This is a genomic window from Planococcus notacanthi, from assembly GCF_030407825.1.
In the GTDB taxonomy this organism is placed as follows: domain Bacteria; phylum Bacillota; class Bacilli; order Bacillales_A; family Planococcaceae; genus Planococcus; species Planococcus notacanthi.
Genome location: NZ_JASDCQ010000001.1, coordinates 999,371 through 1,013,002, shown reverse-complemented (window position 1 = coordinate 1,013,002; position 13,632 = coordinate 999,371). Strand labels below are relative to the sequence as shown.

Here is a 13,632-nt window from a genome sequence, read left to right as displayed (position 1 = left end):
TCCATGTTTGACAGGACAGCAGGAAGCTACGTCGTTGAGTTGCTGAAGGACTGGGATGTCGACCACATCTACGGGATGCCGGGAGACTCCATCAATGAATTTATGGAAGAGCTGCGAAAAGAAGAAGCCATCCGCTTTATCCAGATCCGGCACGAAGAAACCGGAGCGCTTGCGGCGTCCGCGTATTCGAAATTAACCGGCAAAATCGGTGTTTGCCTGTCCATTGCAGGTCCCGGAGCGGTGCATCTGCAAAACGGCCTGTACGACGCCCAAAAAGACAAAACACCGGTGCTGGCGATTGTCGGGCAAGTCAGCAGCGACCTCGTCGGCACCGACAGTTTCCAGGAACTGAAAATGGAATCGCTGTTTGAAGAAGTCGCCGTCTACAACCGCCGCGTCCAAAACGCGGAACAGCTGCCGGACATGCTGAATCAAGCGATCCGGACCGCTTACGCTGAAAAAGGGCCGGCGGTGCTGATCGTCTCTGATGACTTGTTCGGCACCAAAATCAAACGCGACAAAGTGCTGACGTCTTCCGCATATGCCACGCCGACCATACGAGCCCATGAAGAAGACCTGCAGGATGCGCTGCGCTTATTGAGGGCATCCAAGAAACCGGTTATCCTGGCAGGAAAAGGCGCAGCCCATGCCAGAGCCGAAGTGCTGGCATTCGCTGAAAAGCTGAAAGCGCCGCTCATCGCTTCGTTTCCGGCAAAAGGCATCATTCCGGACGACCATCCGCATAACCTCGGCCAATTGGGGCAGCTCGGCACAGAACCGGCGGAACAGGCCATGAAAGAAGCGGACCTGTTGATACTGGCAGGCACCGCGTTCCCATACCGGGAGTATTTGCCGGACGACGTGCCGGCCATCCAAATCGATGTCGACCCAAAAGTGATCGGCAAGTATTATCCCGTGTTGGTCGGGCTGGTCGGGGAATTGGCTCCGGCTGCCGCTTGGCTGACCGCGAACCTGAAAGATAAAGATGAAGGTTTCCTCTTGAAGTACCAGAAGAAACGGTCCGAGTGGCACAAGACTCTGCAAGACGACATGGCGTCAGTCACCGAACAGCTGCAGCCGCAGCATGTCATCGCAGAAGTCCAGGAGATCCTGGAGCGGGACGCGGTGGTGTCTTTGGACGTCGGCAGTGTCACGTTGTGGAGCGCGCGTTACCTGCAGCTGACGGACCAGCAGCTTGTCGTGTCGGCGTGGCTTGCGACCATGGGCTGCGGACTGCCGGGCGCCATTGCCGGCAAACTCGCCTATCCGGACAAGCAAGTCGTATCTTTACTTGGGGATGGCGGTTTTTCGATGGGGATGCAGGATTTTGTCACGGCGGTCAAATACCGGCTGCCGATGATTCTCGTCATCTTCAACAACCAGAAAATCCAGCTGATCGAACACGAACAGGAAGAAATGGGCAATGAAGCGACACAAGTTGAGTTGGCGAACATCGACTTTGCGGCATTCGCACGCGCCTGCGGAGGGGAAGGCTACACGGCAAAGACACGGCTTGAACTGAAAGACGCATTGGCCAAAGCCAAAAACAGCCGCATCCCGGTAGTCATCGACGCGTATGTTGAAGACAGTGACCCGCCTTCCTGAACAAGAATGAATCCATAAAAAAAGGCAGCCCGCTGAAAAATAGCAGGCTGCCTTTTGAATTGTGCGACATCTTTTCATGTTCTTCTATCACTGGCAATGTAGAGGTTCGATCGATTCGTCAATGTCACTCAAATACGGGATGGGTTGAACAGACGAGGCAAATCATGCAGCTCTGCCGGAAGCGGGCGGCTAAAGTAATACCCTTGGCCCTCATTGCACCGTTCGCTTTGCAGGAATGCCAACTGGGCTTCGTCTTCAATGCCTTCAGCCACCACTGCCATGCCCAATCGATGCGCCAGTGAAATGATAGTGGACGTGATCGCTTTGCCTTTTAGTTCATTGCTGATGTCTTCGATAAAGCTGCGGTCGATTTTGATGCGGTCAAATGAAAACTGGCGCAAATAACTGAGGGACGTGTACCCCGTCCCAAAATCATCTATGGACAAGGAAATGCCCAGTTCTTTCAAAGCGCAGAGGCTTTGTTTCAAGGAGTCCGTCTCTTCCAGTAAAATGCTTTCCGTCACTTCCAGTTCCAGCCACTTGGCATCCAGTCCGGTTTCTTCCAAAACGGATTTGACCGTTTGGACAAAATTCGGCTGATGCAGTTGGATGGTGGAAATGTTGACGCAAATTTTGATGGGAGGGTGTCCCTGATCTTGCCAGGCTTTGTTCTGCAGGCAGGCGGTATAGAGGACCCAACGGCCGATGGCGACAATCTGGCCGCTTTCCTCGGATACGGGAATAAAGTGATCAGGAGGCACCATGCCGAGATCCGGGTGGTTCCAGCGGATCAACGCTTCCATTGCGCTCAGTTTGGTGTTGGGCAACGCGACGATCGGCTGATAATAGAGAACCAATTGCTGTTTGGCGATGGCCGTTTTCAGTTCCCGCTCGATGCTCAATTTGTAAGCGGACCGTTGATCCAGTTCTTCGGAATAAACCGCGTAGTTATGGGTTTTGTGTTTTTTGGTATAGTACATGGCCGTGTCCGCTTTCTTGATCAGGCCCTCCACACTTTCTTTCGAGCCACAACTGAAAGCGATGCCCACGCTTGCGGAGATGGACACGGAATGGCCCAACACTTCAAAAGGTTCCGCCAACGACTCGTTCAAGCGTTCCGCCAGATGGAAAACCCGCTCTTTTGCGTGATTCGGCAACAGCACCGCGAATTCATCTCCGACAAACCGTCCCACCGTATTCGGGCTGTCTACAGTTGCCAACAGACGCTGGGCAATTTCTTTCAAAAACGCATCGCCGAAGCGGTGGCCGAACGAATCGTTGATGAATTTGAAGCGATCCAGGTTCAAGAACAGCACCGTCGGTTGAGGTTCATGGGGAAGTGACGCTTCAATTGCCTGTTTCAGCCGGTCTTCAAATAATTTGCGGTTGGGCAAGCGCGTCAATGGATCGAAAAACACCAATTCTTCCAACAGGTTCTTATGGTTGGCCGCATCGGTGACGTCTTTCGCAATGCCATAGGCGCCGACAATCTGTCCACCCGACTTCATGGGGAAGTTGGTCACCAAGAGGTTCCGTTTTTCGCCATCTTTACGGGTGATGGTGAGTTCATAAGTTTCGGCAACTCCGCGCAAGGCGTTGCCAAAATGAAGGAGGGCCACTGGCAAATCTTCTGAAACAATCAATGGAATAAAAGACAATTGAAGCAGTTCCGGGATTGAATAGCCGGACAGGGTTTCACATCCTGGATTGGCTGTAATAAAATTCCCTTCCAAATCGAAAGTGAAGACCGCATCCGGATTATAAGCGAACAGGGAATTTAGCCTTTCTTCATTTTCTGTTAAACGCAGGGCAGCTGTGATTTCTGCGGTGACGTCTATGACGGTTCCAAACAGGACGTCTTGTCCATGGAGCCTTTTCTTGGTTGAATGGACTTCCACATGCATCATTTCTCCGCTGCGTTTGTATACGCGGAGCCGGTAACGCGCATAGGCATCCAGCGAACCGGTATCCGCCACTACCCGTGTCCGGATAATGGGCAGGTCTTCCGAATGTACAAGGTCCGGTAACGTGACGTCCCCGTTCAACAACTCTTTTTCACTGTAGCCGATGAGTTCACAAAAGTGCTGATTGACATAGCTGTAAGACCAGCCAGTTAATATATACATGCCGACGGGCGCTTGCTGAATCATGCCATCAAACAAGTCTTTATAGAGTAAGCCATTTAAAGAAGAAAGGTCTGGGACCGCTTCGTTGTCGCTGTTTTTGCCATCATTTTTCATTGATTTGTTCCTCCAAAATTTAAACTGATGACCAATAATATCTGCAAATTCGCTGGTGTACAATTCCAAAATATAATTTCTTGTTATTTATGATAAAGCAGTTTTCAAAGAAATTCCATTTTTTATTTAATTTCCTCGATTCGGTCAGCGGTTTTACAGGCGATGCGATATTGTCGAGGAGTCTTACCGACTGCTTTTTTAAACGCTGCTTGGAATTGAGTGGCGCTTTTGTAGCCGGTCGCCTGGGCCACTTCAGCAACCGGCATATCGGTGGCGACGAGAAGTTGCCTCGCTGCGTCCATACGGCAAGAGATGAGGTATTGAAGGGGGCTGATGCCCGTTACTTGCTGGAAAGTGCGAGCCAGCTGATATTTGTTCAAGTTGAAACGGCCGGCGATGTCCTTGAGCGTCAAGGAGCGGCTATGGTTTTCTTCCATATAGAGTTTGATTTCCTGGATAGTATGTTCCCGGTTATGGAGTGCAGTCGCCTTGCGGTTTTCCATGGATCGGCTGATCAGTGCCAGTATCAGGCCGATCAAGTGACGTACCGCTTGTTCTGCATGCGGCTGCGTTTTTTCTTTTTGCAGACGGACAAACAGGGCTTTAAGCGTGTGCAGGTCGCTGATTGGAATAACAGGGGGCCAGTCAGAAAAGGAAGGGGCAAGGAGAGTGTACCCACTAAAAGCCAGTCGGTATCCGCTTTGCTGTTTAGAGGCTGGATACCTCAGCTCATGCCAGGTTCCAGGCGGAATGACTAGTACGCTGCCAGCAGGAGCTTTGCAGCTTTTTCCTTCTAGACGACAGTGCACAGTGCCTTCAAGCACCAACAGCAATTCCACGGTTTCGGAATGCCGGTGGAGCGGCTGGTTAAGAGATTGTCCATGAGTACTTTCAAAAGGTTCAACTGTATAAAAGAAGAGAGGATCTGTATTTATTTCCGTGGCTTTCGACAAAAGAATCGCTCATTTCCATTTTCTTTTAGTATAACAAGAATTAATAAGTATTTCTGTATAATACCGGTAAAATTTAAAAGAAATTAAAAAACGCCACAAGAATTGATAGGAAATTCTTGTGGCGAAGAATACTAAAAGAAAATATTTGCTGGCGAAGAGTGCTAGAACTGTTTGCGGTTGTCATAATCTGCCCGAAGCATGCCCATCAGGATTTCATCGGAATAGCGGTGATTCCAGAAAAGGGATTGCCGCAATGTGCCTTCCTTTTTAAAACCTGCTTTTTCGTATGCTTTTATTCCCCGTACATTATGGGAATACACTTCTAATTCCAGGCGGTTAAGCTGGAGTTCTTCAAACGTAAAAGCCAGTGCCAGCTGGGTGGCTTCCGTGCCATAGCCTTTGTTCCACGTATCCTTGCTGTGCAAGGCGATCCGGAATCCAGCTTTTTTGTTGTGCAAGTCTATGTCCAGTATGGCCAGATCTCCGATCGTTTCGCCTGAATCAAGTGAGCAGATCGCAAAGTCGCGGCGGCTCGGATCTTGGCTGAACCGTTTATAGCTTTCACGGATTTGATCAAATGTGAAAGAAGTGCGGGTGCCTGTCATGTACAAGAGTTCTTCGTCTTGGCATGAGCGGTACATGCTTTCCATGTCTTCGTCTTTGATGACCCTTAAGTAGACCAGAGTGCCTTTTTTCATAATGATTGCTCCTTTAATGGGTAAGTGGACATTCGGCTTTGCAGCTCAGTTGATTGCACTTCATCTATTTTAACCTATGACTCCTGCTTTTTGCGACCGTTTCTGGGTTTCAGACACGCAAAGGAGTGGGGAAGGTCAGTAAAAGCTGTGGAACCGTTTAAGGAATGAATTGAAATCGTATATATGGTTATCAGATACAGCAAATCACTGCGGTTTTGTAGGGGTATTTTCATTGGAAAATCGTGAAAAGAGGTGTTTATGGTATGAATATTCAGATAAATGGAATAAAATCAAGGTAATAAATGCGGTTATCCCGTAAGTAAGTGATTCTTTAAATAAAGAAAGCAGGTGAGAAATCGTGAAGGAATTGTGGATCAATCTGCCAGTCAAAGATTTAGAGAGATCCCGGGAGTTTTTCAGTGCGGTTGGGTTTAACGTCATGGAGCCAGGACATGCCGGCAATGAAATGGTTGGAATGGTCGTCGGGGTTCATCAAGTGCATGTCATGTTGGTTTTGGAGGAGCGGTTTAAAAGCTATTCGCTCAATGCATTAACGGATACCAATCAGTCGACGGAAGCATTGTTTTCAATATCAGTGGATACAAAAGAAGAACTTGATGAGACGATCGGCAAAGTGAAACAAGCAGGCGGATTCGTATTCAGTGAGCCGGCGGAACAGAATGGATTTTACGGTGCAGCATTTGCAGATATGGACGGACACCGATGGAATTTGCTGGTGATGTGACGATTGACGTGTAATCAAAGTTTCATAAAGTTCGTGAGATGATAATTTTCATTTCAATCGTTGTAACTGGATCTGTAGAAACAAAATATGCTGAAGAATTTTTATGGAAATAAAAAAATTCTTCAGCATACAAATTCAACACGTAAAATTAAAAAGATGTTCAAACATGCGCAGAAAACACACAAAAGCTGAAATCCTTGAAAAAAGCCAAAAACGGCTCGTTTCTATGAAAAAATCCATTTCGTCTCACTGTCATGAGTATACTTAATTAGTGAAACGTTACTTCCGATAATTTATATTATGTCTACTTAAATTGAAATTCAAGAAAAGAGGCTTTTTCGCTACCGGCTCTTCTTCTGTCTTTGCCATCCTTGTACATATTACATAGTCTTTCAAACTTAACGGATCCCACGCATCCATTACTCCAAATATCCCCTATGCAATCATCCGTTGTAAATCAGTTAGCGGTACTTAATGTTGGTATCGCTTGTTTAAACCCGGCAACTTTCAGCACATGCTGCTCAATTGCTCCCAAACATCTACAGGCATACTAACCGCTCATCTAGTCCAGTTGTATCTGTTCCGTTTCAATCTATTTGTTATTGGCACTTGGCGCACGCTGCATCAAATGCTTTTGGCCGTCTGGTTCTTCAGCAATAACAAACGCGTTTTCGCCCTTCACAGAATAAACAGTCGTTCCTGCTTCAAAAACATTGGATTGATTATTTGCTGGGAAAACGTCAGCAGGAACTTTCTTTGTGATTGTCCCTATTATTTTATCCATCTCATAGCCATCGAGCGTTTCTTCCGTGCCTCCATACTCACTGTCATTCATTACGACAATCATCGCGTAGCTTCCGGTTTCTTCGCTGCAAGCAGCTAGCATCAAACTCAGCATGACGATAGAAAAAATTCTCTTCATATACGGCGCCTCCAGACCTTATGGCTCAATATTTTACGAATGTCGTAATGCCGTGCTCTGAAAGGTAATGTCGATGGCTTAATTCGGTCACCCAATTGTCGTTGGTCAGTTGATACAAGCCGAATGTGTCTCGGTATGTATGGCAGCCTACATTTATATGGATCGGTTTCGGCCGCTCCAATAGTTTTTGCTTGTATTTGGTGAATCTAAGCTGATTAGGGACGCTGTATATTTCCAACACGTCGCCCGTTTCCATGTATTTTTCAAGATACAGCAAAAAATCCTCATGTTCCAACCCGTAAGCTTCATACAAATAAGGAAGCGTAAACAATCCTCCGGTTTCTTCAAGCCAATAATCATCTAGGGGTTGAATAGAAAAAGACAGAAACTCCTCTTCTTTTTTAAAGTCAGTTTGGTCTTGCTTGTCCTGCATTTCTTGCGGAATGGCAAATGGCCGTAATGAAGCCAGAAATGCGATGGATGACATATTGGCCACTCTCCTAATTATAAAGGGTTATTTAAAGGCGATTAAAAAAGCACTTTATAAGTATACGGGCGATTGAGTCATCCGTTTCAACGAATCTCTTAGAAACAGCATAAAAAAACACCCAGCCAACTGCTGGATGTTCATTTGAATTATTATTTTATCCCCTGATACGCCGGAGCATTGACGTTTACTTCTTTTTGATCCAACCGGTAACTGATGAACGACAAACCGGATGCAATCAGTGCACAAAGTCCGCCCACCCAGGATAGATGAATCAAACTGCCATGTGCAACGACATATCCGCCGAGTGTCGCTCCCAGTGCAATGCCGATATTGACGGCTACAGGCGTTAAAGACGAAGCAAAGTCTTTGGCAGCCGGGAAATACACCGCCGCCAAATTCATCAAATACAGCTGAATCGTCGCGTTCATGACGTAGATCATGACAGCCATCAATAAAATGCTGACGAGCCCCGCAACCGTTGATTGCATGGTAAAGAACAGCGAACCTAAGATAATGGCTTGAATGATAAAGACAAACCGCAATTTGCTGATGCCGTTATGGCTGGCAATTTTCCCTGCCAATACATTGCTGAGGATGGAAAACGCGCCGTACGCCAAAAGTATTATGCTGATATACGCTGTCGGAATTCCCAATCCGTCTTCCAGAATCGGTGTGATATAGGTATAGACAGTATAAGTACCCGCAATAGCGAACGTCGGGATAAAGAACGCCAACACCATCCGCGGATTCGTCAGTAATTTCAACTGTTCTTTAGCGGATGCTTTTTCAACCGGCAAGTGTTTCGGGATAATGAAAATGCTGATCCCCAGGCTGATGACGCCCAAGAGCGCTGTAAACCAGAAAGTCAGCTGCCAATTGCCAAGCTGTCCGATAAACGTCCCTAAAGGAACCCCCAGAACGTTGGCAATCGTGAATCCGGCAAAAATGAGGGCAATGATTGACCCTTTCTTGGCTTCGGGCATGGTGTCACTTGCGATGCTCATCGACAAGGCGATCAATACACCGCTGACAACGGCTGTTAAGATACGCGACAACACTAAGAGTTCATAAGAACCTGATAAAGCACTGATGATGTTGCCGATGATGAAAATCGTTATAAATAAAAGCATCAATGGATATTTGGGAAACCGGCTGACGTAAGCCGTAAGCAGCGGTGTGCCGATGGCATAAGCAATCGCAAATCCTGAAATCAACGTGCCTGCCGTAGCCAATGTGATATTCAAATCGGTCGAGACTTCTGTCAAAAGCCCGACAATGACAAACTCGCTGGTCCCCATCACAAAAGTCAATAACGTTAAAGTAAATGCCAATACCTTCTGTTTTGTATTCAATAGATCTTCTCGCGCCTGTATGGCCATAAAATAATTCACTCCAATACTTTTCGTATGGTGCCTTCCCTACTCTTATTTTAAAAAGTCTGGAGTTTAAAATATAGATATATCTAGAATAATCGATATATAAATCAGACAGAGATCCGCTTCCAAAAGAATCAAATCTCCTGTTTCACGAACTCTGCAATTTTAGCCAATGTCTCTTCATTGCGTCTGTAATACGTCCATTGTCCATAGCGGACTGCTTCCAAAAGCCCGGCTTTTTGCATAAGTGACAAGTAATGCGAGACCGTAGATTGGGACAAGTTCACTTTATCTTGAATATCCCCCACACAAACCCCACCTTCAATGCTGACCTCCTTCGGCAAATGGGCCTGTTGTTTCGGGAAGTTCTTTTCGGGATCTTTCAGCCACTTCAGTATATCTAAACGGGTCTTGTTCGACAAAGCTTTAAATACGTCTAATTCATTTAAATTATCCATAGCCGCATTGTATATCGATTTAATTCGATATGTCAAACATGGGAGCCAACGGAATGTAGATTGTGTACACTTGGACGTTTATCAAATCAGGCGATTAATAAAAAAACGCCGCCTAAAAGGCAGCGTTCAGTCAAGTTATTTTTATTCATTGTTGGTGAGTGCTTGATGGAGTCCATCTTCATAGCCGTCCAAATACTCAATCTTCCCGATTTTTCCTTCTTCAGGGACAGTGGCACTCCCTTCGAAATGGTAGTCACTCGATTCACCGTTTCCATCTGTGTACGCTACTTGGAAACTAATATCGTATAACGTATCTTCGGCTTCGTTTTGAGTGATTTCAATAGCGGAAGGAGTCAACTCATAATCCTGTTCAAAGCCTGAATACATAAAAGCCGGCGTGGAATTGATAAAGTGATTATAGCCATTCTCTGTAAAATAAGAAGCGTACGTTTCTTCAATATAGCTCATTAACGCCTGGTATTCAGGTGATTCCAAGTAGGCTTCGTAATCATCCATATACTCTTCTGAAACCTGTGCTTCCATCGCTGCATTCAGCAATTCTTTATATTCCTCGTCTGGACCATTGAATTCCTCTTCAATAACGGCTCGGATGGCCTGTTCGTTTTTATCTACAGCTTCTTTGGCTTCCGCCCCGTTACCTTCTTCAGTATCTCCGGTGGAACATCCCATAAGCAGGAAACTGACAATCAGTAAAACTATAAAACCCGCAACAATCTTCCGAGATGCTTCTTCGTTCTTTTTAATAAAATACATAAAATCCCTCCCTATTGGTTAATTTCTGTATTTCAAAAGTCCGTTCTTGGTAATAATACGAATGAAACAGAAAGCAGTTTCAATATTCTTTCAATTATTTTACATAGCTGTTAATCCAAGTGTCCAACCATACGACGAGTTCTGATTTTAAACAGAAAAACCCGCCAATTCTCGTGAGAATTAGCGGGGTAGTCAGGAATTATATTTTTTATACACTGTCCTCTAGCTTGAACGGTTGTAGATCTCTGAATGCCCTATGCGTATGCTGTCAGTCAACAAGCACTTGTCCATATGGCGTTATCACTTTAATTTCCATTGATTTCGAATACCCTAAACACTCTCTAAACAACTTACTGCCAACGTATTGCTGATGGTCAGGCGTGCTATGCCGGTAATAATCGTTCCAATAGCTGATCATTCTGCTGTAGCTTCTGCAGAAAGACTCTTTGTTTTCTAAACAAAAGCGCTGAATCTCGGTGGTATTCTGATTCTTCAATAAGCCATAAACCATCTCCAGTATCTCTACAACGTATTCATCACAGATTTTCACGATATAAGGGATAGCCCACTCTTCATAATCCATTTGCAGCAAGCAGCGCAGATGCTTTTGGCGTATCAAGCCATCGTGGCTTCTTGAATAGATGCAATGCAGAATTATTTTTTGCTGAGGGCTAACTTGGCGGCCGCTTTATCTGGAATGTCCACGTAATAGATGCGATAAGGAAATTGAATAGCCTTGCCTTTATGTACATAATGAATAAATTGCTCAGGCATCTCCATAGCAGCATTCGCCGATTTATGGGCAATCAATCTGGTTACGGCAAGAACGTCCTCTTTCAACTGTTCAGGAAAGCCCTGATCAAACATCCAAGCACCTCCTTGTCTTTTTTTTGAAACTCTCAAAGAAGCGGCATCACCATCAAGAAATAAAACAAGATGATGACGTCTCCATACAGGTCTACACAGTCGTGTGTAAAATATTCATCGGCTCTAAAATGGTTGTTCATCCATGCGAATAATCCCAGAAAAACCAATTGAATGATAACTGAATAAAAAATAAAGGGCACTCGAAATCAGCCTGGATTGCTGAGTTTTCAGAAGACAAAACAATAGAGGGTGGCGACGGCTATCCCGGTGTACAGGTTCGTCGGATATAGAATACAAATTCGCCTCTATAGTATGAATGGCTGCCGTTTTTTATGGTGCCATCCCTCCAGCTGAAATAAAAAACCACACTCTGTTTAAGAGTGCGATTTTTCAGGAAATGCTTCGCTTCATATCACGGATGGCCTGGATAGACAGTCGCACCAACAGGATGACGCACAGGAACAATCCGGTATAAGCAGCGGTGTTCAAGTAGATGGCGTATTGGGTATTGATGAACTGTGCAATTGCGAGCAAAGCGGCTGATATCAAACCGAACGTGATGCCTGACAACAGCAGCACAAAACGTGAAAACAATTGAAGGATGAAATTGGCGTTGTGTTTGTCGGAAAACACGTCATGGTGCAGGATGATTTTACCGCCTTCTATGCGCTGGATCAATTGATCGGCGCGTTTCGGCAATTTCATCATTTCCGGAATCAGCAAGGCCAATTCTTCTTCGATTTTTTGTTTGGTTTCGCGTGGTTCTGTAAACGGCTTCTTCAGCACAGCGGTTTTGTATTTCTTCGCGAAGACCTTGGCTTCGGTGAACATATCGAACTTCGGATCGATGGTATGGAGCGTGCTGTCGAGGCTGATCAGTGAACGCAGCGCCATGCCGACAGAAGGATAGAAGGCTAAACCAAACTCACGGACGATATCAAACATGGCATGGATCAGCTCTTCCGTCTGGATCTTGTCGACGTACGATATCTTCAGCAGCAATTGCCCGACCGCTTGTTCAAGCTTTTGGCGGTCAATCTGGCTATTGTCTTCTACAAGTGCATTGATGGCGTCGCAAATGACTTCTGCGTCATTTTGCTGGACACCGATGATGAACAGATTCAAACCGTCCTGCTGCGGAGCGGCCAAACGTCCAACAGCACCAAAATCCAGAAGAACCGGCTGTCCATCTTGTTCATCGATGAAGATATTGCCCGGATGCGGATCGGCATGAAAGATCCCGGAAAACAGCATCTGTTCAAAAAAGGAGAACAGCACCGTCCGCCCAAACTCTTTCTGGTCGACATCAAACTGGTCAAAGACGTCTTGTCCTCTGGAAATGCTCTTCCCTTTAAAATACTGCATGACGATTAAGTTGTCATTGCTGTATTCCCGGTAAACATGGGGAATTTTCACCAGGTAATCGCTTTTTTTGAGTGCATTGGCCACTTGAATGGTATTGCGTGTCTCAATCCCGAAATTGATTTCTTCGCGCAGCCCGTTCGCAAAACCAATGGCGAGTTCACGGAAACCGATATTTTCTGCCCATTTCGACTTGCTGGTGACCCAATCGGCGAATTCGACGAGAATGTCTAAATCATTTCGCATGATTCCTTTCACTTCAGGACGCAGCAATTTCACCACTACGTCTTCCTGCGTTTTTCGCAAAACAGCCCGATGCACTTGGCCGATGGAACCGGCGGCGAGCGGCTCCATTTGAAATTCTGAGAAGACATCTTCAATACTTGCGGATAAGGAATTCTTCAGAATGTCGGTGACTTGGTCGCTGGTCAGGGGTTTGACATCTTGCTGCAGGGTTTCCAGTTCTTCGATGAAAACGGGTGAAAACAGTTCGGTGCGAGTGGACAGCACCTGGCCGAATTTGATGAAAATGCCCCCGCTTTGTTCCAGCGTATCGCGGAAAGCAATGGCAAAATCACGGTTGCTTTCCCGGTGGCGGGCATAACGGATTGTGCGGGAAAATCCGTTCCGGACAGCAATTTCAAGTACTTGGCTCAGACGTTTCTGGCGGCGCCACCGATGTCTTAGCCGTTGAACGATAAATTTCCGCCCAGTGATGCGCTCTCCCCGTTCGCCGAGTTCAATTGGATCGAACAGTTCGAAAAACAAGTAGAACAACATCGAAATCAGCAGCATACTGCCGATCCAAATAATGGCGCTGGCGTCTGTAACCGCAAAGGCAATGCTTTCAGTTGAAAAGTCCGTATAGCGCAGATACGAATACCAATAGACGAATGTCGTCAAACTGACCCCCAGCAGCACGGAAAGGATTCTTTTCGTAAAATTGACTTTCGAACCCATCAATCGGCCACTGACGTAATAGATGAACAGTGCAATTGCCAATAATTCCACTAACATAATCAAATAAGTCATGAAGGGCTTGCTCCTCTCATCCTCAGACTGCAACAGGCTGAATTTCTGCCTTCAGTATACCAAAACTACTCTTAGAGTTCTGCTAGCCCACTAATGCAGTTCTAGCGTTA

General features: G+C 46.0%; 13 protein-coding genes. 2 read left to right on the top strand and 11 right to left on the bottom strand.

The window, feature by feature from the left end:
* Positions 1–3 precede the first annotated feature (3 nt).
* Positions 4–1,605 carry a pyruvate oxidase gene (locus QMA01_RS04910; protein ID WP_290214440.1) on the top strand — a complete coding sequence of 534 codons (1,602 nt, stop codon included), beginning with the start codon at positions 4–6 and terminating at the stop codon, positions 1,603–1,605.
* 128 nt (positions 1,606–1,733) lie between these two features.
* Here the strand turns inward: QMA01_RS04910 and QMA01_RS04905 are convergent, their stop codons facing one another.
* The 3 genes from QMA01_RS04905 to QMA01_RS04895 all read right to left on the bottom strand — a co-directional run bounded on the left by QMA01_RS04905 (position 1,734) and on the right by QMA01_RS04895 (position 5,496).
* Positions 1,734–3,845 carry a sensor domain-containing protein gene (locus tag QMA01_RS04905; RefSeq protein WP_290214439.1) on the bottom strand — a complete coding sequence of 704 codons (2,112 nt, stop codon included), beginning with the start codon at positions 3,843–3,845 and terminating at the stop codon, positions 1,734–1,736.
* 122 nt (positions 3,846–3,967) lie between these two features.
* Positions 3,968–4,798, bottom strand: coding sequence for an AraC family transcriptional regulator (locus tag QMA01_RS04900; RefSeq protein ID WP_225218528.1), 831 nt, complete (start codon positions 4,796–4,798; stop codon positions 3,968–3,970).
* A 161-nt stretch (positions 4,799–4,959) separates the two neighbouring features.
* Positions 4,960–5,496, bottom strand: a complete 537-nt coding sequence (locus tag QMA01_RS04895; RefSeq protein WP_290214438.1) for a GNAT family N-acetyltransferase — start codon at positions 5,494–5,496, stop codon at positions 4,960–4,962.
* Between the two features lie 358 nt (positions 5,497–5,854).
* Between QMA01_RS04895 and QMA01_RS04890 the strand changes: the two genes are divergently transcribed.
* Positions 5,855–6,241, top strand: a complete 387-nt coding sequence (locus QMA01_RS04890; protein WP_290214437.1) for a VOC family protein — start codon at positions 5,855–5,857, stop codon at positions 6,239–6,241.
* A gap of 592 nt (positions 6,242–6,833) precedes the next feature.
* On the opposite strand, the gene QMA01_RS04885 is transcribed toward QMA01_RS04890, so the two are convergent.
* The 8 genes from QMA01_RS04885 to QMA01_RS04850 all read right to left on the bottom strand — a co-directional run bounded on the left by QMA01_RS04885 (position 6,834) and on the right by QMA01_RS04850 (position 13,522).
* Positions 6,834–7,163: a hypothetical protein gene (locus QMA01_RS04885; protein ID WP_191715684.1), complete on the bottom strand. Its 330-nt coding sequence runs from the start codon at positions 7,161–7,163 to the stop codon at positions 6,834–6,836.
* A gap of 25 nt (positions 7,164–7,188) precedes the next feature.
* Positions 7,189–7,650: a hypothetical protein gene (locus QMA01_RS04880; RefSeq protein WP_290214436.1), complete on the bottom strand. Its 462-nt coding sequence runs from the start codon at positions 7,648–7,650 to the stop codon at positions 7,189–7,191.
* A 152-nt stretch (positions 7,651–7,802) separates the two neighbouring features.
* A complete protein-coding gene (locus QMA01_RS04875; RefSeq protein ID WP_290214435.1) occupies positions 7,803–9,032 on the bottom strand; it encodes an MFS transporter in 1,230 nt (409 codons plus the stop codon).
* A 131-nt stretch (positions 9,033–9,163) separates the two neighbouring features.
* Positions 9,164–9,487 (bottom strand): ArsR/SmtB family transcription factor, encoded by a 324-nt coding sequence (locus tag QMA01_RS04870; protein WP_290214434.1) that lies wholly within the window; start codon positions 9,485–9,487, stop codon positions 9,164–9,166.
* Positions 9,488–9,628: 141 nt separating this feature from the next.
* Positions 9,629–10,261: a hypothetical protein gene (locus tag QMA01_RS04865; RefSeq protein ID WP_290214433.1), complete on the bottom strand. Its 633-nt coding sequence runs from the start codon at positions 10,259–10,261 to the stop codon at positions 9,629–9,631.
* 268 nt (positions 10,262–10,529) lie between these two features.
* Positions 10,530–10,880, bottom strand: a complete 351-nt coding sequence (locus QMA01_RS04860; RefSeq protein ID WP_290214432.1) for a hypothetical protein — start codon at positions 10,878–10,880, stop codon at positions 10,530–10,532.
* A gap of 35 nt (positions 10,881–10,915) precedes the next feature.
* Positions 10,916–11,128, bottom strand: a complete 213-nt coding sequence (locus tag QMA01_RS04855) for a hypothetical protein (protein ID WP_290214431.1) — start codon at positions 11,126–11,128, stop codon at positions 10,916–10,918.
* A 390-nt stretch (positions 11,129–11,518) separates the two neighbouring features.
* Positions 11,519–13,522 (bottom strand): ABC1 kinase family protein, encoded by a 2,004-nt coding sequence (locus tag QMA01_RS04850; protein WP_290214430.1) that lies wholly within the window; start codon positions 13,520–13,522, stop codon positions 11,519–11,521.
* Positions 13,523–13,632 lie beyond the last annotated feature (110 nt).

What these genes read in the sequence shown, in the direction of transcription:
- QMA01_RS04910 (WP_290214440.1), top strand. Translation starts at nt 4, where the DNA reads ATGTTTGACAGGACAGCAGGAAGCTACGTCGTTGAGTTGCTGAAGGAC.
- QMA01_RS04905 (WP_290214439.1), bottom strand. Translation starts at nt 3,845, where the DNA reads ATGAAAAATGATGGCAAAAACAGCGACAACGAAGCGGTCCCAGACCTT.
- QMA01_RS04895 (WP_290214438.1), bottom strand. Translation starts at nt 5,496, where the DNA reads ATGAAAAAAGGCACTCTGGTCTACTTAAGGGTCATCAAAGACGAAGAC.
- QMA01_RS04885 (WP_191715684.1), bottom strand. Translation starts at nt 7,163, where the DNA reads ATGAAGAGAATTTTTTCTATCGTCATGCTGAGTTTGATGCTAGCTGCT.
- QMA01_RS04880 (WP_290214436.1), bottom strand. Translation starts at nt 7,650, where the DNA reads ATGTCATCCATCGCATTTCTGGCTTCATTACGGCCATTTGCCATTCCG.
- QMA01_RS04875 (WP_290214435.1), bottom strand. Translation starts at nt 9,032, where the DNA reads ATGGCCATACAGGCGCGAGAAGATCTATTGAATACAAAACAGAAGGTA.
- QMA01_RS04870 (WP_290214434.1), bottom strand. Translation starts at nt 9,487, where the DNA reads ATGGATAATTTAAATGAATTAGACGTATTTAAAGCTTTGTCGAACAAG.
- QMA01_RS04865 (WP_290214433.1), bottom strand. Translation starts at nt 10,261, where the DNA reads ATGTATTTTATTAAAAAGAACGAAGAAGCATCTCGGAAGATTGTTGCG.
- QMA01_RS04855 (WP_290214431.1), bottom strand. Translation starts at nt 11,128, where the DNA reads ATGTTTGATCAGGGCTTTCCTGAACAGTTGAAAGAGGACGTTCTTGCC.
- QMA01_RS04850 (WP_290214430.1), bottom strand. Translation starts at nt 13,522, where the DNA reads ATGACTTATTTGATTATGTTAGTGGAATTATTGGCAATTGCACTGTTC.